The 16,789-nt window shown below is 43.1% G+C and carries 20 protein-coding genes and 1 pseudogene; 16 read left to right on the forward strand and 5 right to left on the reverse strand.

From position 1 onward, the window contains the following. Positions 1 to 11: 11 nt before the first annotated feature. The 9 genes and pseudogenes from M1E03_RS08090 (at position 12) to M1E03_RS08130 (ending at position 6,747) form a co-directional block, all read left to right on the forward strand. Positions 12 to 527 (forward strand): Imm6 family immunity protein, encoded by a 516-nt coding sequence (locus tag M1E03_RS08090; protein WP_023855234.1) that lies wholly within the window; start codon positions 12 to 14, stop codon positions 525 to 527. Positions 528 to 539: 12 nt separating this feature from the next. Next, positions 540 to 943: pseudogene (locus M1E03_RS08095) on the forward strand (hypothetical protein). Positions 944 to 1,308: 365 nt separating this feature from the next. Continuing rightward, positions 1,309 to 1,812 carry a hypothetical protein gene (locus M1E03_RS08100; RefSeq protein WP_023855233.1) on the forward strand — a complete coding sequence of 168 codons (504 nt, stop codon included), beginning with the start codon at positions 1,309 to 1,311 and terminating at the stop codon, positions 1,810 to 1,812. A 316-nt stretch (positions 1,813 to 2,128) separates the two neighbouring features. Further along, positions 2,129 to 2,644 carry an Imm6 family immunity protein gene (locus tag M1E03_RS08105; protein WP_231562548.1) on the forward strand — a complete coding sequence of 172 codons (516 nt, stop codon included), beginning with the start codon at positions 2,129 to 2,131 and terminating at the stop codon, positions 2,642 to 2,644. Positions 2,645 to 2,793: 149 nt separating this feature from the next. Next, positions 2,794 to 3,453 (forward strand): hypothetical protein, encoded by a 660-nt coding sequence (locus M1E03_RS08110; protein WP_224067291.1) that lies wholly within the window; start codon positions 2,794 to 2,796, stop codon positions 3,451 to 3,453. Between the two features lie 197 nt (positions 3,454 to 3,650). Next, positions 3,651 to 3,875: a hypothetical protein gene (locus M1E03_RS08115; RefSeq protein WP_020452227.1), complete on the forward strand. Its 225-nt coding sequence runs from the start codon at positions 3,651 to 3,653 to the stop codon at positions 3,873 to 3,875. 225 nt (positions 3,876 to 4,100) lie between these two features. After that, positions 4,101 to 4,826: an endonuclease V gene (locus M1E03_RS08120; protein WP_023855230.1), complete on the forward strand. Its 726-nt coding sequence runs from the start codon at positions 4,101 to 4,103 to the stop codon at positions 4,824 to 4,826. A gap of 155 nt (positions 4,827 to 4,981) precedes the next feature. Then, positions 4,982 to 5,629, forward strand: coding sequence for a tRNA (adenine(22)-N(1))-methyltransferase (locus tag M1E03_RS08125; RefSeq protein ID WP_031304752.1), 648 nt, complete (start codon positions 4,982 to 4,984; stop codon positions 5,627 to 5,629). Further along, positions 5,626 to 6,747 carry a Nif3-like dinuclear metal center hexameric protein gene (locus tag M1E03_RS08130; RefSeq protein ID WP_020452224.1) on the forward strand — a complete coding sequence of 374 codons (1,122 nt, stop codon included), beginning with the start codon at positions 5,626 to 5,628 and terminating at the stop codon, positions 6,745 to 6,747. The genes M1E03_RS08125 and M1E03_RS08130 overlap by 4 nt, the downstream gene beginning before the upstream one ends. 26 nt (positions 6,748 to 6,773) lie before the next feature. Here the strand turns inward: M1E03_RS08130 and M1E03_RS08135 are convergent, their stop codons facing one another. Together M1E03_RS08135 and vrrA are read right to left on the reverse strand one after the other, a co-directional pair. Further along, on the reverse strand, positions 6,774 to 7,718 hold the full coding sequence (locus M1E03_RS08135) for a 4-hydroxy-3-methylbut-2-enyl diphosphate reductase (RefSeq protein ID WP_023855228.1): 945 nt from the start codon (positions 7,716 to 7,718) through the stop codon (positions 6,774 to 6,776). 120 nt (positions 7,719 to 7,838) lie between these two features. Beyond that, positions 7,839 to 8,489: a VrrA/YqfQ family protein gene (vrrA, locus tag M1E03_RS08140; RefSeq protein ID WP_079289182.1), complete on the reverse strand. Its 651-nt coding sequence runs from the start codon at positions 8,487 to 8,489 to the stop codon at positions 7,839 to 7,841. A gap of 255 nt (positions 8,490 to 8,744) precedes the next feature. Between vrrA and M1E03_RS08145 the strand changes: the two genes are divergently transcribed. After that, on the forward strand, positions 8,745 to 10,064 hold the full coding sequence (locus M1E03_RS08145) for a DEAD/DEAH box helicase (protein ID WP_079289183.1): 1,320 nt from the start codon (positions 8,745 to 8,747) through the stop codon (positions 10,062 to 10,064). An 11-nt stretch (positions 10,065 to 10,075) separates the two neighbouring features. Beyond that, positions 10,076 to 10,969: a deoxyribonuclease IV gene (locus M1E03_RS08150; protein WP_020452220.1), complete on the forward strand. Its 894-nt coding sequence runs from the start codon at positions 10,076 to 10,078 to the stop codon at positions 10,967 to 10,969. Positions 10,970 to 10,998: 29 nt separating this feature from the next. Here the strand turns inward: M1E03_RS08150 and M1E03_RS08155 are convergent, their stop codons facing one another. Beyond that, on the reverse strand, positions 10,999 to 11,253 hold the full coding sequence (locus M1E03_RS08155) for a DUF2624 domain-containing protein (protein WP_023855226.1): 255 nt from the start codon (positions 11,251 to 11,253) through the stop codon (positions 10,999 to 11,001). A 126-nt stretch (positions 11,254 to 11,379) separates the two neighbouring features. Here M1E03_RS08155 and M1E03_RS08160 point away from each other — a divergent pair, with 126 nt between their 5' ends. The 4 genes from M1E03_RS08160 to M1E03_RS08175 all read left to right on the forward strand — a co-directional run bounded on the left by M1E03_RS08160 (position 11,380) and on the right by M1E03_RS08175 (position 14,453). After that, positions 11,380 to 12,264, forward strand: coding sequence for a YitT family protein (locus tag M1E03_RS08160; protein ID WP_026579292.1), 885 nt, complete (start codon positions 11,380 to 11,382; stop codon positions 12,262 to 12,264). Positions 12,265 to 12,407: 143 nt separating this feature from the next. Beyond that, positions 12,408 to 13,184 (forward strand): metal ABC transporter ATP-binding protein, encoded by a 777-nt coding sequence (locus M1E03_RS08165; protein WP_023855223.1) that lies wholly within the window; start codon positions 12,408 to 12,410, stop codon positions 13,182 to 13,184. Continuing rightward, positions 13,184 to 14,044, forward strand: a complete 861-nt coding sequence (locus M1E03_RS08170; RefSeq protein ID WP_023855222.1) for a metal ABC transporter permease — start codon at positions 13,184 to 13,186, stop codon at positions 14,042 to 14,044. The genes M1E03_RS08165 and M1E03_RS08170 overlap by 1 nt, the downstream gene beginning before the upstream one ends. After that, positions 14,022 to 14,453: a Fur family transcriptional regulator gene (locus tag M1E03_RS08175; protein WP_035338384.1), complete on the forward strand. Its 432-nt coding sequence runs from the start codon at positions 14,022 to 14,024 to the stop codon at positions 14,451 to 14,453. The genes M1E03_RS08170 and M1E03_RS08175 overlap by 23 nt, the downstream gene beginning before the upstream one ends. A gap of 78 nt (positions 14,454 to 14,531) precedes the next feature. Here M1E03_RS08175 and M1E03_RS08180 read toward each other — a convergent pair whose 3' ends face one another. Next, positions 14,532 to 15,116: a 5' nucleotidase, NT5C type gene (locus M1E03_RS08180; protein WP_026579293.1), complete on the reverse strand. Its 585-nt coding sequence runs from the start codon at positions 15,114 to 15,116 to the stop codon at positions 14,532 to 14,534. A 137-nt stretch (positions 15,117 to 15,253) separates the two neighbouring features. Between M1E03_RS08180 and M1E03_RS08185 the strand changes: the two genes are divergently transcribed. Then, positions 15,254 to 15,625: a hypothetical protein gene (locus M1E03_RS08185; protein WP_023855219.1), complete on the forward strand. Its 372-nt coding sequence runs from the start codon at positions 15,254 to 15,256 to the stop codon at positions 15,623 to 15,625. Positions 15,626 to 15,662: 37 nt separating this feature from the next. Here the strand turns inward: M1E03_RS08185 and ispG are convergent, their stop codons facing one another. Then, positions 15,663 to 16,781 (reverse strand): flavodoxin-dependent (E)-4-hydroxy-3-methylbut-2-enyl-diphosphate synthase, encoded by a 1,119-nt coding sequence (ispG, locus tag M1E03_RS08190; protein WP_085959519.1) that lies wholly within the window; start codon positions 16,779 to 16,781, stop codon positions 15,663 to 15,665. Between the last annotated feature and the right edge of the window lie 8 nt (positions 16,782 to 16,789).

A 16,789-nucleotide genomic window follows, 5' to 3' on the forward strand; every position in this document is an offset into this window, starting at 1 on the left:
GAGTGTAGTAGATGTTTCAAGAATGGGAAGAATTGAATGATGATTTAAAATCTGCATATTATTTAGGACTTTGTGAAGCGATAGTTCCTACATTAAAACAATCAAATGATTTCAATTATATAAAAGAAGCACTAGATGCCTGCTGGAAGTGGCTTGAACACAAGAATATAGAAGCAGACGATCTTTATACTTACCTGGAAAATTTAGATGACACAGGGATTTTAACTTTAATGCAGCTTGAATCAAATGAAGATGCTCTAGATGCTTGGATATGTATTGCTGATGCAATATCTTATACAATTTACAAAGCATATAAATATCAGAAAGATGAGTATTTACCTGAAACCATCGAATCTATTGATTCTTACGAGTTATTTGAGGAATTTCACAGTCACTTTAGTTTATTATCTAAAAATCCAGGCCAAAAAGAAAAAGCCTTTTTGAAATTTTTGAAAAAAGACAGTAAGGAGAAAGTTTCCAGGAAGAGCGTTCAAGATTTTTTACTTAATATTGAGGCTGCCAAATAAGGTGGTATTAATATGATCACGTATAATGGACCGGTTGAAGAACCAATTGAAAATCCGAATGATGATTTTATAAGAAGTATTGTATTTGAAAAAGGCGAGGATTATTGGAAGCAAGGAAGCGGGGATTCATGTCTTGAAGTAGAGGGCTGTGATGAATGGTTAATTTTCTTCTATGATGAACCATATGGTTTCTTTATAATGAGACATCCAGACTACCTAGTTCCAATGAATAAAAATGTTGAAATAGAAACGGTGGAACATTTAGTAGGTGGGGAGCCAATGAAGGTTCCGTCTTGCAGTTATGTGGATCGTGTTTAGCTTACCGGATAATTAATGAGTTTATTAGAACTAAATCAATGCCGACTTTTATAGAATGGGTAGATTTGTATGAAATAGACTTTGACCATGGATTTTGATTAAGAAAACAGTAATTCCTATTTTCGAAAGGCTTTATTGTACGGGTTATGACGGGACGTAAAATATGTTTTATAGAAACCTTGATTGGCAATAGCTTTCAAGGTTTCTTAATGTGAATGGTTGAAAAAAGAAATAAAATTATTCATATTTCAATTTGTCATACATAAAAGACAAGAAGACGAGCATGATGATTGCTCCAAGCAGGAGAGCTTGTGGACACTGTCCTTTGTATTTTAGTGTCGGCAGTTTGAACTGGACCTCCGTCAGTCATCTAATGCAAATAGTTAAGTACTGACACATAGCTCCCTATTTGGAACAGAGGCGGTGGAACAACTGAAGAATTATGGGAAAGGTGGTTATCTAAATGGATTTTGGTAAGAACACTCCATTAGTCGAAGAAGTAATAAGCTTTATTCGTAATAACAAGATGTTTTTCAGTAAGAACTTTAATGTACCTAATTTGCAAGTAATCAATAGTTTTAGTGATGCGCAAAATTTTGCTTGGTCACAAGATTTAAATGAAGTTGATACAGTGTGGGAGAATGTTAAGTCATTAGGAACTGAAAATATTGTAGAAAAGATATACGATTTAGACTTAGCTACTCAGCAGGATGAATTATACGAGTATTTCGGTGACTATGAAAATTACTCTGAAAATTTTCTTCCGTTTGATTATGTAGATATTCATGAGGAGATTGAAGGAGACCTCACAATGTGTGCTTTAAATCGGTTGGTCAATGGAAAAACAAATAATTTTTATGAAAAGGTTTTTGAGATATATAAAGAAGGCGGATGGCCTTGCGGTTGGAAGGGAACATATCCTAAAGGGGAATTTATTGTCTTTGTCCCATCTAGTAGCAACGAATAAGAAAAAATAAATATAATCAATTTCAAGTCTTGATTAGCTGTATGCTTTTCAAGATTTTTTACTTAATAGTTAGAATAGAAATAAGAAAGCTGAATATCCAAGCTACGGATTGGACACTCGACGATGATATTAATAAAATATCAAATCGCAAAAAACGGCAAAACACCATCGTGAATACGCGCTTGACCCCTACAAAGCCTCAAAAACGTTGAAAGTCTTTGTAACATCGGAAGGAAATTGATGAAAGCATTAAGGTAAACTGTGACTTAATCTAAAGATTAAAAATGAAAAGGATATTGATTAGTTGGAGGTTAAAATGATGACTGATACAAACTTCGATCGTTTCACAGAAGACGATAAAGTAATATTTTTTCTTGGGCTTTCAGAAAAAGTTTCGTCGGTATTTTCCCGAAAGGAAGACCAAATGTTTGCCCAGGAAATTCTAGAAAAATGTTGGGAGTGGATAAACGATAAAAATGATATTGGGGATATTCTTTATGATTTATTGGATAATGAGAAAAATGGTATAACTATAATTCAAGAGATGTCAGATAATGAAATAGATGTCGCAGCTTGGAACTGTATGATTGATGCAGTTGCATACACTAGTAAAAAAGCATTTGAACGAGAAGGGGTTAAATATTACCCAGAACCAATTACTTTAGTTGATGACACATTAGTGGATCATTTTATTGACTGTTTTGAAAAATGTATAGAAGATGCAGATAATTATATTCAGAAAATAAATTCTTTGCTGGACGATTACATAAATGGAGATATTGCGAGTGATTTGAGGAAAAAGATATTAAAGGAATTACAAATACAAAATTAACTACAGCTCTCCTATTTTATTAACCTTAGTGAATTAGAACTTATCAAATTAGAAAAGGATGTTTAAAGTTTAGAGTTACAGGAAATCCCTGAGCAGAAATACAAGATATAGCAGAAAACAAATCAACAGTTTATAATAGAAAATCAGGAGTGAACGATTTGTCTAATTCCATAAAATCATTAGAACCTATAAATATACCGTGCGGCTGGTTCGTTAAATATCATGATTTAACCGTCACACAAGAAACAGTTGAACCAAATACCAAATTAATAGAATTAGAAAAACAAAGATATCATGCTGCGGTCAAAATCATTAAAGGCCATGATGATTATCTTATACATATTTGTGACAATCATGGAGAAACGATTGACACAATCAATGTTGAAGATCGCCGGCAGTTAGTGGACGAATTGGAACGGATCATTTGGAAAATAGAAGCGGCGGCATTTGGAGGGAACATTTTTATTTTTGAAGGCCCTCCTGACTATTTACGTCTGAGAGTTCCTCAAGGATGGACTGTCTCTTATAATAAACTAATTGATATCGATCCAGATCAGTTAGAGGAAGACAGTGATGACTGGTTCAACTTTACGTCATCATTATTGCAGTTGGAGCATAAAGAAAGCCGCTTGACTTTAGATGTCGGCTGGTATATAGATATTGATCCTTCAGGCACCTTTTATATGCTGTTAATAAAAAATCTAGACTGGGATAACCCGTTAGAAGACATGGAAACGAGAAGACCAGAAAAATTAGTGGACCACATCGAAGCCACACTTCAAAAAGCAGCCGAACATAAATATAAATAGCCAGCCGATGATTTGTTAGATTTTGGTCAAAAAAAGTTGTATTCCATATACCCAGAGCCAGCATCTTATGAAGAATATGTACCGAATCATTGGATCGGAATTTATGAGGACTTTACAAATCTAGTTCCTACAAATCAAAAGTATTGGATCAATCATAAAGGGAAAAATTTATTTTCAAAAAGATAGGAGAGTGTCTTATGAATAGTAATGATACGGTAACCATGTTAAATGAGGAATTTGTGAATGATCAGACAGGTGAAAAGGTCGAAGGCATTACGATTATCATAGATGGACAATTTAAACAAGTTTTAGATATCATTAAAGCCAAAAGCGACAGTTATGAGAATTACACTGAAATCATACGGGACGCTGTTTTTGAGGGTGTAAACAGTATGACGATGAAGCTGAGAAATAAAGAATAATAATGAATGATTAGAAAATACTTCGATTTACAAAAAGACAAACAGAGCTCCCAATTTTTTGCTTGTTGAGGGGTTCTTTTTTATATGCTGCTCATTCTATAAGACATCTTGCTGTCCCGGCTTATCCCGGTATGAATCAATAACTTTGAATGAACTGAACAATTTAGATATGATCTGGCTAAAGGCGCTTAAAAAAATGGGATGATAGAAAGTTGGTTTTTAAAGATGAACATCAACAACATACACGATTTTAATTTAAACCAAGAAAATGACTTCTTAACGATACAAACAAAACTAAAAAAACATATCAATCTAGTAAACTCCATCAGTAAAGACGCTCTGCAAACCTGTGCGGGGGTTGATTTAGCTTATTGGGAGGAAGATGGTGAAGCGTTTGGTGTCTGCAGTATCATCGTGCTGGATTTTCATACGAAGCGTGTCATTGAAAAAGTACATAGTGCAGGAAAAATCGCTGTGCCTTATATCGCGGGGTTTCTTGCTTTTAGGGAGCTGCCGCTTATTATTAAGGCGGCTAAGAAGCTGACGATTGAACCGGATGTTTTTTTATTTGACGGGAATGGCTATCTCCATTTTAACCATATGGGGATTGCGACACATGCGGCGTTTTTTCTCGAAAAGCCAACGATCGGCATTGCGAAAACTTACTTGAAAATAAAACAAACTGATTTTGTGATGCCTGATAATAATTTCGGTGCTTATACTGATATTGTAATTGATGGCGAAGTCTACGGACGTGCGGTGCGGACAAGGCAAGATGTCAAACCGATATTTCTATCATGCGGACATTTGATTGATTTAGACAGCAGTTATGACATCGCAATGAGCTTGGTCAATCGAGAAAGCAGGCTGCCGATTCCGGTTCGGCTCGCTGATCTTGAGACTCATGCTTTACGTGCGTACTACAGAGAAAATCAAAAATTGATCGAGTAAAATGTTGATTTGCTGTTCCAGCTTGGAAACTAAAGCGATTTTTTATATGATAGTAAAGGAAAAATGAATCTAGAAAAGTTGTGATAATTGTGAATGAATTGAAGTTATCGAAAAGGCTGCAGACTGTGGCGAAATACATAACAAAAGGGGCGGTTGTGGCTGATATCGGGTCTGATCATGCGTATTTGCCTTGTTTTTGTGTGCTGAATCGACTGGCAAGTGCCGCGATCGCCGGAGAAATCACAGATGGTCCTTTTCTTTCTGCGAAGCAGCAGGTTGAGAAATTGCAATTAAGTCCGCTCATATCCGTAAGGAAAGGCGACGGGCTTGAAGTGATTGAAAAGGGCGAAGCTGATGTGATCACGATTGCCGGAATGGGAGGCTCGCTCATTGCTCACATTCTAAAAGCGGGCAAGGATAAGCTCTCAGGTAAGGAACGTTTGGTTTTACAGCCGAATATCCACGCTCACCATATTAGAGAATGGCTCTATCAGGAAGGCTATGCACTGATCAATGAAGAAATCCTTGAAGAAGACGGCAAGTACTATGAGGTTCTCGTCGCGGAAGCGGGCGATCGGGATGCGGCTTACGATGGGATTTCCTTTGCGGCAGGCATGCTTGTCGGCCCATTTTTGGCCAAACAAAAAAATGCTGTTTTTATCAAAAAATGGTCGCAAGAACTGAAACATACGGAAAACATCTATCAACAAATTGAAGCGGCTCTTCCGAGTGCAGAAAATCAACAAAAATTGCTTGAACTGTCAAAACGGATAGAGGTCTTAAAGGAGGTACTTAGAAGATGACAAAAACGATAAACGGGCATGAAATCATCCAATTGTTTGAACAATTTTCACCAAAGTCATACGCCGTTGAAGGCGATAAAATCGGCCTGCAAATCGGCACGCTGAACAAAACGGTGTCCAATGTCATGGTCACGCTAGATGTTCTCGAAGAAACGGTTGATGAAGCGATTGCAAAGAACGTTGACTTAATCATTGCGCACCATCCGCCTGTTTTCAGGCCGCTGAAACATGTCATCACAGACCAGCCTGGCGGAAGGCTGATCGAAAAGTGCATCAAGCATGATATCGCCGTTTATGCGGCTCATACAAATCTCGATGTTGCTGACGGCGGTGTCAACGACATGCTTGCGGAAGCGCTGGAATTAAAGAACACAAAAGTGCTCGTTCCAACCTACGAAGAGCCGCTGAAAAAACTCGCCGTCTATGTCCCGAAAGATTATGAAGAACAGGTGCGCGCAGCGCTTGGAGACGCCGGAGCCGGTCATATCGGCGCCTACAGCCACTGTGCGTTTTCTTCAGAAGGAGTCGGCAGCTTCAAGCCGCTGTCTGAAGCCGATCCTTTTATCGGCAAGCGGGGCGAGCTTGAACGGGTCGAAGAGGTAAGAATCGAGACCGTTTATCCGTCAGGTATTGAAAAATCCGTGATCAAAGCAATGAATGAGGCTCATCCGTATGAAGAAGTGGCCTTTGATATTTATCCCGTCGAGCAGAGTCCGCTTCGAAAAGGGCTGGGCCGTATCGGTGAATTGAATGAAGAGATGACACTCGAAGCATTTGCCCGTTATGTGAAAGAAAAGCTGGAGGCAAACGGAGCGCGGATGGTGGGCAAGTCTGATGCGAAAGTGAAGAAGGTCGCTGTATTAGGCGGCGACGGCAATAAATACATCCATCATGCAAAACGTATGGGCGCCGATGTATATGTAACAGGAGATCTTTATTTCCATACAGCGCACGATGCCATGATGATCGGGCTGAATGTGGTCGACCCTGGACATTATGCCGAACAAATCATGAAAAACGGAGTTGCGAAAAAGCTGACGGCGATGTGCCGAAAGAAAAAATACAATGTCGCCGTCTTTCCATCAGATACAAATACGAACCCGTTTACATTTTTATAAAAACAAAACCTGAAGCGATGGATGCTTCAGGTTTTTGCTTTTACTTTAGGCAAGATTTTTTGAAGAGGTACTTCGTGACTGATCTTCCATGTGGAAGGATCTTCACGATCGAATTGTTCTAAAAAGCGGATGACTTCTTTTGTAATCGGAGTCGGGGTCGATGCGCCGGCCGTTACAGCGACGGTTTCCACGCCGTCGAGCCATTCCAGCTTTAATTCGCTTAAATCGCCGATCCGGTATGCTTTCGTGCCTGCGATTTCCTCGGAGACCTGGGCGAGGCGATTCGAGTTATTGCTTTTCGGATCGCCGACAACGATTGTCAAGTCGGCTTTTTTCGCCTGTTCGGACACCGCTTCCTGACGCACCTGGGTGGCCAGACAAATCTCCTGGTGGAATTCAACATCCGGATATTTTTCTTTTACTTTTTCCATAATATCATGGACATCCCATTGGGACATCGTCGTTTGGTTCGTGACAATCAGTTTCTCCGCTTCAATGTCCAGCCTTTCCACGTCTTCTTCGGTTTCGACAAGATGAACGATATCCGGGGCGACACCGACCGCTCCTTCAGGCTCCGGGTGTCCTTTTTTTCCAATGTAGATGACGTGATAGCCTTCCGCTTTCATTTTTCGGATTAAATCGTGTGTTTTTGTCACATCAGGGCAAGTGGCGTCAATCGCGACAAGACCTTTATCCTCAGCTATTTTACGGACTTCGGGCGAAACGCCGTGAGCGGTGAAGATCACCGTTCCTTTGTCGACCTGATTCAAAATCTCAAGCCGGTTCGGACCGTCAAGCGTATAAATGCCCTCTTTTTCAAATGCGTCGGTGACATGTTTATTGTGAACGATCATTCCTAAAATATATATAGGTCTCGGCAGACTTTTATCGAGAGCCGCGTTTTTTGCGATGACCATGGCGTCGACGACACCGTAGCAATAGCCGCGCGGCGATATTTTAATTACGTTCATTCTTAGTCCTCCTATAAAGAAGTAAGAGCCGGGCATGATAAAAAGCCGTAAAAAACGGCTTATTTTTGCAGTCTCTATAGACCTCATTATATCTGATCCCGCAGGAGATATCAAAGAATGTTATACATACAGTTTAGGTTTTGATCCTCCGGTTTTTCTTTTTGCAGACGGAGGGGCTGAACGGCTCCGTTTTTTTCTGATTTCTTCGGCTTTGGATTTTTCGGGTGTTTTGGAAGACACTTTTATTTCTTCTTTCTTTTCGCCGCTCGTTTCGGTCTTGTTGTCCGGTTCGTCTCTTTGTTGTTCGCTGTCCTCCGCTTCAGTATCATCGGAATTCAGCTGTCTGAACATTTTCACCATGCCGGGGAGATTGCGGACGAGAGGTCCGTATTGCTGAATCATCGGCGTTACTTGCTGGGCTACACCGAGCGCTTTTTGAACATTGCCGAGCATGTTTGAAATGGTAGCCGGATTGGCAAGACCCTGAATGCCTCCAAGGCCGCTTCCGGTTCCGCCGAGGCCTGCTCCTGTTCCCCCGGACGCGGCAGATCCAGGAAGGATTTTCGAGAGCAAACCCTGAATCCCGCCGCCTCCTCGCGCCCCTGCTTGCTCCTGGGCGGCGCTCATCGGCTGAAACATTTGCTGCAGGCCGCGCTGCTGCGCTTGAGGGGGCTGCATTCTCATCCCCGGATGTCTCGGCATCAAGGCTCTGCCGGGCCTTTGCGGCATCTGCGGTCTTGGCTGATTTCTCATCGGCTGTTGCTGAAACATACTTGTACCTCCTTTCAAAATCCTTCTCTTGATAGGGTATGCACCAACGGTGGCAAAGTGCCTTTGCCGCCGGCCCGAATAGGGCGGGGGTGATGGTTTTTTTCCGCAGGATCAGTTATAATTTAATGATGGACATGATATCAGCCTTTTTTTAAGCAGTGCGGCATAAAAAAGGATACATAAGCGCACAATTCAGCCATATAGGATAAAGCTTGGAGCGCCGGAATAAAGGCTTTCCAAGAAGGAGTTGGGAAAATGAAACAAACGAAATTTGAAATGTACGATTTAAAGCCGTTTATTATAGAGGCTGTTCACGACTTGGGATTTTATGAGCCGACTGATATTCAGAAGCGGTTAATTCCTGCGGCGCTGAAAGGGGAGAGCGCGATCGGACAGTCGCAGACAGGTACGGGAAAAACGCATGCCTATCTGCTCCCGCTCTTAAGCAGGATCGATTTTGAAAAAGAGTTCGTTCAAGTCGTGATTACGGCTCCGACAAGGGAGCTCGCCAACCAGATTCATCAGGAAGTCCTGAAAATCACCAAGTTTTTAGGGCCTGATGAAGCGGTTCGTTCGAAATGTTTCATCGGCGGTACCGATAAACAAAAATCGATTGACAAATTAAGAACGCAGCCCCATCTGGTGGTTGGTACGCCGGGGCGGATTGCAGATCTGATCAGGGAGCAGGCGCTCGATGTTCATAAAGCCGGTTCGCTCGTTATCGACGAGGCGGACTTAATGCTTGATATGGGATTTTTGGAAGATGTCGATTTTATCGGGTCGCATATGCCTGAAGGCTTGCAGATGCTCGTATTTTCCGCAACGATTCCAGAAAAATTAAAGCCTTTCCTGAAAAAGTATATGGCCAATCCGAGGTATGCGCATGTTGAGCCGAAGCACATCACGGCCGAAAAAATCGAACACGTGCTGATACCTTCCAGACACAGGGATAAAAATGAGCTGCTGCTCGAGGTTATGACCCATTTAAATCCGTATTTGGCGATTGTTTTTGCCAATACAAAAACAACGGCTGACGAAATCGCCGCATACCTGACGGACAAAGGGATGAAAGTCGGACTTCTTCACGGAGGGCTTACGCCGCGGGAACGAAAAAAAGTGATGAAGCAAATCGGCGATCTGGAATTCACCTATATCATAGCCACTGATTTGGCTGCAAGGGGAATCGATATTAAAGGCATCAGCCATGTCATTAACTATGAACTGCCAGACGATCTTGATTTTTACGTTCACCGCGTCGGCCGTACAGCGCGCGCCGGAACATCCGGAACAGCGATGACGTTTTATGATACATCTGACGAAGATGCACTTGTGAAGCTTGAACAGATGGGAATCGTGTTTGAAAACATGAGGCTTGAAAAAGGCGAGTGGAAAAAGGTCGATGACCGCAAGCGCCGTCAGAACAGAAAAAGAACGCCTGATGAAACGGATGAGGCCGCCAAGCGGCTTGTGAAAAAACCGAGAAAAGTCAAGCCAGGATACAAGAAGAAAATGCAGACGGAAATCAATAAAATAAAAAGACAGCAAAAAAGAAAGCAATTTAGAAAAGGAAAGTAGGGGAAACAGTTTTGTTGAAAATCGGTTCACACGTCTCAATGAGCGGAAAACATATGCTGCTTGCGGCCAGTCAGGAGGCAAGCTCCTACGGCGCCAATACATTTATGATCTATACGGGAGCGCCGCAAAACACGCGCAGGAAAAAAATCGAGGATTTAAATATTGAAGCAGGAAGAGCCCATATGGAGGAGAACGGCATCTCTGATATCGTCGTTCATGCCCCGTATATTATCAATATCGGCAATACAACAAATCCGGCCACATTTGAGCTCGGTGTCGAGTTCCTGCGTTCTGAAATTGAAAGGACGTCGGCGATCGGCGCCAGACAAATCGTTCTTCACCCGGGAGCTCATGTAGGTGCAGGCGCAGAAGCGGGCATTCAAAAAATCATCGAAGGATTGAATGAGGTCATCGACCCGAATCAGAATGTGCAGATCGCTTTGGAAACGATGGCCGGCAAAGGTTCAGAATGCGGACGGACGTTTGAGGAGCTGGCACAGATCATCGACGGCGTTACACACAATGAACATTTATCCGTCTGCTTCGATACATGCCATACCCATGACGCGGGTTACGATGTCGTATCCGACTTTGACGGTGTCTTAAACGAATTCGATAAGATCGTCGGAATCGACCGTTTAAAAGTGCTTCATATTAATGACAGCAAGAATGTCAGAGGCGCGAGAAAGGACCGGCACGAAAACATCGGATTCGGAGAAATCGGTTTTGATGCGCTTCAATACATCGTCCACCACGATCAGCTGAAAGATATTCCGAAAATCCTTGAAACGCCTTATGTAGGAGAAGATAAAAAGAACAAAAAGCCGCCATACCGGTTTGAAATTGAAATGCTTAAAAATAAACAGTTTGATGAAGGGCTGCTGGAAAAAATCAAGCAGCAATAAAAAAGGGGGGCGTATCAGCTCCCCTTTTTTTATGATACGTATTGAGAAAATAGCTGGTTCAAGAGCTGCACCGCTTCTTTTGAAGTGACCGCTTCCACCTGCTTGAGCAGTTTATTGCGTTCTTCCTCATTAAAAATATTGATGTTTTTTCCTTTCACAAGCTTTTCCACTTCAAGCGCCTGTTTTCTTGTTACATGAATTCCGTATTGTTTAGCGTACTTCAGCACCTCGTCAGCCGTGACCTGATTTAAACGCTGCAGCACGATTTTTTGAAATAAAATCACGTCCATTCCTCCCCTCTGAACTAATGTATGGCGTAAAATTAAAAATGTGTCATTTTTTTATTTCAGTCTGTTAAATGATATGATGATAAGGGACAGTTTGGCCAGTTTGGAAAAAGGAGAGACAGAATGGCAAATACCATAAAACAGCATAAAAAAGAATCAGCGGTCAAAGTGGCGTTTCGGATCGTCATGATTCTCGTCGGGGCTGCCTGTGCAGCCGCCAGCATCGAATTATTTTTAGTGCCGAACAACATCATTGACGGGGGCATTATCGGCATTTCACTAATATTGGACTACATTTTTAAAGATACTCCGTATATCAACTTCGCACTGCTCGTCGTCGTTCTTAACATTCCGTTTATGTTTTCAGGCTACAAGCACATCGGAAAAACGTTCTTAATTTCAACCCTGATCGGAATCATCAGCTTATCAATTATTGAAACCTTGTTGCATCATGTAGAAGGGGTTACGACTCAGCCCGTTCTGGCAGCCGTATTCGGCGGTCTTCTGCTCGGATTCGGCGTAGGGCTTGTTATTCGTAACGGCGGTTCTATGGATGGAACTGAGATACTCGGCATTTTGCTTACGAAAAAGCTGCCATTTTCAGTCGGCGAATTTGTCATGTTCGTCAATGTCTTTATTTTTACGTGGGCAAGCTTTGTATTCGGCCTTGAGCAGGCTATGTTTTCGGTTATGACGTACTATATTGCGATGAAGACGATCGACGCCGTTATTCAAGGGCTTGATGAGACGAAAGCGGTCATCATCGTTTCAGATCAATACGAGGAGATTTCCGATGCGCTGCTGCATCGCCTCGGCCGGGGAACGACAAAGCTCAAAGGGAAAGGCGGCTATTCCGATGAGGATACAGAGGTGATTTATGCCGTTGTGACCAGGCTTGAAGTGACAAAGCTGAAATCGATTGTTTTCAATATTGATCACAATGCTTTTATAACGATTATGGACACGCACGAAACGCGTGGAGGAAAGTTCAAAAATGCCATCCATTAGGCTTTCATTTACTTTTTTTTAGTTTATATGTATAATTTAAAGATGAACTGGTCAATCGTGAAAATGGCTTGCTGCTTTTCGGCTGCCATTTTCTTTTTGTGCGATAAATCGTAATGATTCTGGAGAAGTTGAAGGTGAACGTATTGAAACAACCTATTATTGAAATGAAGCATGTATCATATTCCTATGATCATCGAAATGTGATAGAAGATATCAATTTAAACATTGAAGAAGGGACTTTTCTCGGCTTGGTCGGTCCAAACGGATCGGGAAAGACGACATTGCTGAAATGCATTCTGGGGCTGATCAAGCCGCAGACAGGCGAACTTAATTTGTTCGGCGTCCCTCTCAGAAAATTTAAGGACTGGAGCAAAATCGGCTTTGTATCCCAAAAAGCAAACAGCTTTAACACCGGTTTTCCCGCTTCCGTATATGAAGTGGTGGCAAGCGGTTTAACAGCGAAGCTCGGCTTATTCAGACGCATGTCCAAAGCCGATAAGCAAAAGGTGGATGAAGCGATCGAAGCCGTCGGCATCACGTCCCTGAAAGACAGGAACATCGGCGAGCTTTCGGGGGGACAGCAGCAAAGAACTTTCATCGCGAGAGCGCTTGTGAGCGAACCGAAGCTGCTCATTCTTGACGAGCCGACGGTTGGAGTCGATCAAAAAACAGTTGAAGGGTTTTACAAGCTGCTGGAGAAGTTGAATCGTGAAAAAGGCATTACACTCATTCTTGTCACCCATGATGTCGGCACGGTTTCCGATAAAGTCACACACGTTGCCTGCATGAATAAACATCTTCATTTTCACGGCAATACAGAAGAGTTTGAGTCCATGACAGATCAAGACTTGTCTCAATTTTACGGGCATGATGTTCAAGCCATCAGCCACAATCACCATCATCATGGAGGACACGAATAATGCTGACACCTTTTTTTCATTATGAGTTTTTGCAAAACGCTTTTATTTCAGGAATATTAATCGGCCTCATCGCGCCCTTGCTCGGTGTATTCATCGTTGTCAGGCGCCTGTCGCTGATCGCAGATGCGCTCAGCCACGTCTCTTTAGCCGGCATAGCAGCGAGCCTGTATGCAGGCAAACAGTTTGCAGTGCTCGCCGGCGTCAGCCCGATCTATTTCGGAATGGCGTTTTCCGTTGCCGGATCTTTGATTATCGAGAGGCTGAGAACGGTTTATAAACATTATCAGGAGCTGGCGATCCCGATTATCATGTCGGGGGGAATCGGGATTTCCGTTATTTTTATTTCGCTTGCGGACGGATTTAATACGGATCTGTTCAGCTATCTATTCGGCAGCGTCAGCGCTGTTTCGCGGGAAGACATGCTGGTGATCGTCGGAATTTCCGCGGCCGTTTTGATTGTGGTGTTTTCCCTTTTTAAAGAGCTGTTTCTTCTGTCGTTTGATGAAGAGCATGCTAAAGCTTCGGGGATTTCCGCAAAGTGGATTCATTTTATATTTATTTTGATCGTTGCGCTTGTTATCGCCGCCTCTATGAGAATCGTCGGTACGCTTCTCGTTTCAGCGCTGATGACGCTCCCTGTCGCTGCGAGCATGCGCATTGCCAAGGGGTTTAAGCAAGCGATCTTCTTATCGATTCTATTCGGTGAACTTTCCGTCATCGTCGGCCTGGTGCTTGCTTATCATCTCGATCTTGCGCCGGGGGGAACAATCGTGATGCTGTCGATCTTTATCCTGATACTGTGCATCAGTTATAATAAAATCAAAAGGAGGATTCGCCGTGAACGTACAGGAAGCGCTTGATTTACTGAAGGAAAAAGGATATAAATATACAAGCAAACGGGAGGATATGCTTCAGCTGTTTAGTGATTCTGATAAATATTTAACGGCGAAAAACGTCCTTTCCGCTTTAAACGATGATTATCCAGGGTTAAGCTTTGATACGATCTACAGGAATTTGTCGCTGTTTGAAGAACTCGGCATTTTGGAAACGACTGAGCTTTCCGGTGAAAAGCTGTTTCGCTTTAAATGTTCTTCTGCTCATCACCACCATCATTTTATTTGCATGATATGCGGCAAAACGAAGGAAATCGAGCTATGCCCGATGGAAAAGCTGACAGACGATCTTGACGGCTACCAGATCAGCGGCCACAAGTTTGAAATTTACGGAACGTGCCCGCGATGCGAAGAAAAAAGCGCAGAAGCGCAGTAGCGCAGTAAAGAAAAGCGGCATATGGCGTTAAAAAGCCATATGCCTTTTTAACGCAAAAAGCATGTAAGAGACTTTATCTTACATGCTTTTTGCGCCTTTAATCGTTTTCTCGTTCTTTTTCAGCCATTGGGCGGCTTCAAGCCAGCTGTCGACTCTGACGATGTTTGAATCGATCGGAAGCTGATTATACGGCGTATTAAACAACAGAACCGGAATGCCTGCTTCTTTTGCAATCATGGTTGCATTCCCGTGGTGGTCCTCAAAGAAAACATCGATCTTATGCCTGAAGACGGCTTCCAGTTTATCGTGACCGCCGACAAGTTCTATATGGTCATAATGAATGTCGCGTTTCTCGAACCAATCAAAGGTGATATCCTCCAGATGGTGTCTTCTTGCCGTAATGTATATCAGCTTATGCTGCTTTTTCAGCTCATCCAGCGTCTGTTTGGCATATTGAGCCAGCAATGCTTCCTGATAGATGCGGGGCTCGTTTTCGTTCATCCATTTCCAAAAATCTTCCTGGGATATATTCAGCAGCTTTGTTAAGTCATATTCCTTAATATCTTCCAATGTAATGGAGAGGCTGAACGACTCGTTCAAATAGGGAACAAAAGTATCCTGGGCAGTGATCGTTCCATCAATATCGATTCCTAAATGTAACATGTCCACACTCCTTATCATCCATTCCTCCAGTGTATCATAATCTTTTAACATTTACAGTAAAGTTTAGCAAACATGAATCGGGCTAAAATGCTTAAACTATAAATGCTCCTTTATGGATTAAAGAGGGGGGATATCGAATGGAAAGAGATCAAAATGTTCGCGGTCGTAACCGGGCCGGTTATGATGCTGACCTAGTCGATGCGACTTTAGATAATGATGACTTTTTAGAAGAAACAGCAGCAGAAGTTGCCCCGACTTATCGTACGGATAACAGGGACAACGGTGACGCGCGTAACGATGCCGATGCTGCCGGCGGACGCGTAACCGGGTATATCGCGCTTGCGCTTTCGATTATTTCCTTGTTTATGCTTCCAGTGCTGTTAGGAATTGCAGGGATCATTGTCGGTTATATAGCCAGAAGACAAGGAGCAGCTGGCTTAGGAGCATGGGCAATGGGTATCGGTGCAGTTTCCTTGGTGCTTGGCATATTCATCACCCCGTTTTTCTAACGGAAAAAGCTTGACGGATATCCGTCAAGCTTTTTGATTATGTGTTTAATTTTTCTTTTTCGGCCGCTTGTTTGGCATAATGCTCTTCGGCGAGCTTGTCGATTTCTTTTTTCAATTCCTCGACCATCGTTTCCTCAGGCACTTTCCGGACGATTTCGCCTTTGCGGAACAGGAGGCCTTCGCCGCGTGCGCCGGCAATCCCGATATCGGCTTCACGCGCTTCTCCGGGACCGTTGACGGCACAGCCGAGAACGGCAACTTTAATCGGCGCCTTGATTTTAGCGATGTAATCTTCGACTTCATTGGCGATACTGATCAAATCGATTTCGATCCGGCCGCAAGTCGGGCAGGAAATCAATGTCGCTGCATTGGAAGCGAGCCCGAAAGATTTCAGGAGCTCCCTGGCGACTTTTACTTCTTCGACCGGGTCCGCGCTTAAAGAAATCCGCAATGTATTGCCGATTCCTTTTGAAAGGATCGCGCCGAGACCGGCGGCGCTTTTCACCGTACCGGCAAACAGCGTACCCGATTCGGTGATGCCTAAATGAAGCGGATAATCGAATGCTTTTGCCGCTTTTTCGTACGCTTCAATCGCCAGATTGACATCAGACGCCTTCATGCTGACGATGATATCGTGGAAATCGAGATCTTCAAGAATTTTAATGTGGTGCAGTGCACTTTCGACCATGCCGTCTGCTGTCGGATAGCCGTATTTCTCAAGGATTCGTTTTTCCAGAGAGCCTGCATTGACACCGATCCGGATTGGAATGCCCTTTTCCTTCGCTGCATTGACCACCGCTTCAACCTTTTCGCGGCGGCCGATGTTTCCCGGATTGATGCGGATTTTATCGGCTCCGCCTTCGATCGCTTTTAAAGCCAATTTATAGTTGAAATGAATATCCACGACAAGAGGGATGGATATCCGCTTTTTGATCTCAGGAATCGCGTCTGCAGCCCGTTCATCAGGACAGGCGACGCGGACGATTTGACATCCCGCTTCCGCGAGTCTGTTGATTTCGGCGACGGTTGCTTCAACGTCATGTGTTTTTGTTGTTGTCATGCTTTGAATGACGACTTCGTTATTGCCGCCTATTGTTAAAGGTCCCACTTTAACGGGACGCGTTTTTGTACGATGTGTGATTTCACTCACTTGAATTCGCTCCT

It is taken from the genome of Bacillus sp. PK6-013 (assembly GCF_054161445.1).

Excerpts from the sequence above, each read along its gene's own strand:
- vrrA (WP_079289182.1), bottom strand. The coding sequence starts at position 8,489 with ATGTTTCAGCAACAGCCGATGAGAAATCAGCCAAGACCGCAGATGCCG.
- M1E03_RS08115 (WP_020452227.1), top strand. The coding sequence starts at position 3,651 with ATGAATAGTAATGATACGGTAACCATGTTAAATGAGGAATTTGTGAAT.
- M1E03_RS08130 (WP_020452224.1), top strand. The coding sequence starts at position 5,626 with ATGACAAAAACGATAAACGGGCATGAAATCATCCAATTGTTTGAACAA.
- M1E03_RS08100 (WP_023855233.1), top strand. The coding sequence starts at position 1,309 with ATGGATTTTGGTAAGAACACTCCATTAGTCGAAGAAGTAATAAGCTTT.
- M1E03_RS08090 (WP_023855234.1), top strand. The coding sequence starts at position 12 with ATGTTTCAAGAATGGGAAGAATTGAATGATGATTTAAAATCTGCATAT.
- M1E03_RS08105 (WP_231562548.1), top strand. The coding sequence starts at position 2,129 with ATGATGACTGATACAAACTTCGATCGTTTCACAGAAGACGATAAAGTA.
- M1E03_RS08160 (WP_026579292.1), top strand. The coding sequence starts at position 11,380 with ATGGCAAATACCATAAAACAGCATAAAAAAGAATCAGCGGTCAAAGTG.
- M1E03_RS08120 (WP_023855230.1), top strand. The coding sequence starts at position 4,101 with ATGAACATCAACAACATACACGATTTTAATTTAAACCAAGAAAATGAC.
- M1E03_RS08170 (WP_023855222.1), top strand. The coding sequence starts at position 13,184 with ATGCTGACACCTTTTTTTCATTATGAGTTTTTGCAAAACGCTTTTATT.
- M1E03_RS08185 (WP_023855219.1), top strand. The coding sequence starts at position 15,254 with ATGGAAAGAGATCAAAATGTTCGCGGTCGTAACCGGGCCGGTTATGAT.
- M1E03_RS08180 (WP_026579293.1), bottom strand. The coding sequence starts at position 15,116 with ATGTTACATTTAGGAATCGATATTGATGGAACGATCACTGCCCAGGAT.
- M1E03_RS08145 (WP_079289183.1), top strand. The coding sequence starts at position 8,745 with ATGAAACAAACGAAATTTGAAATGTACGATTTAAAGCCGTTTATTATA.
- M1E03_RS08135 (WP_023855228.1), bottom strand. The coding sequence starts at position 7,718 with ATGAACGTAATTAAAATATCGCCGCGCGGCTATTGCTACGGTGTCGTC.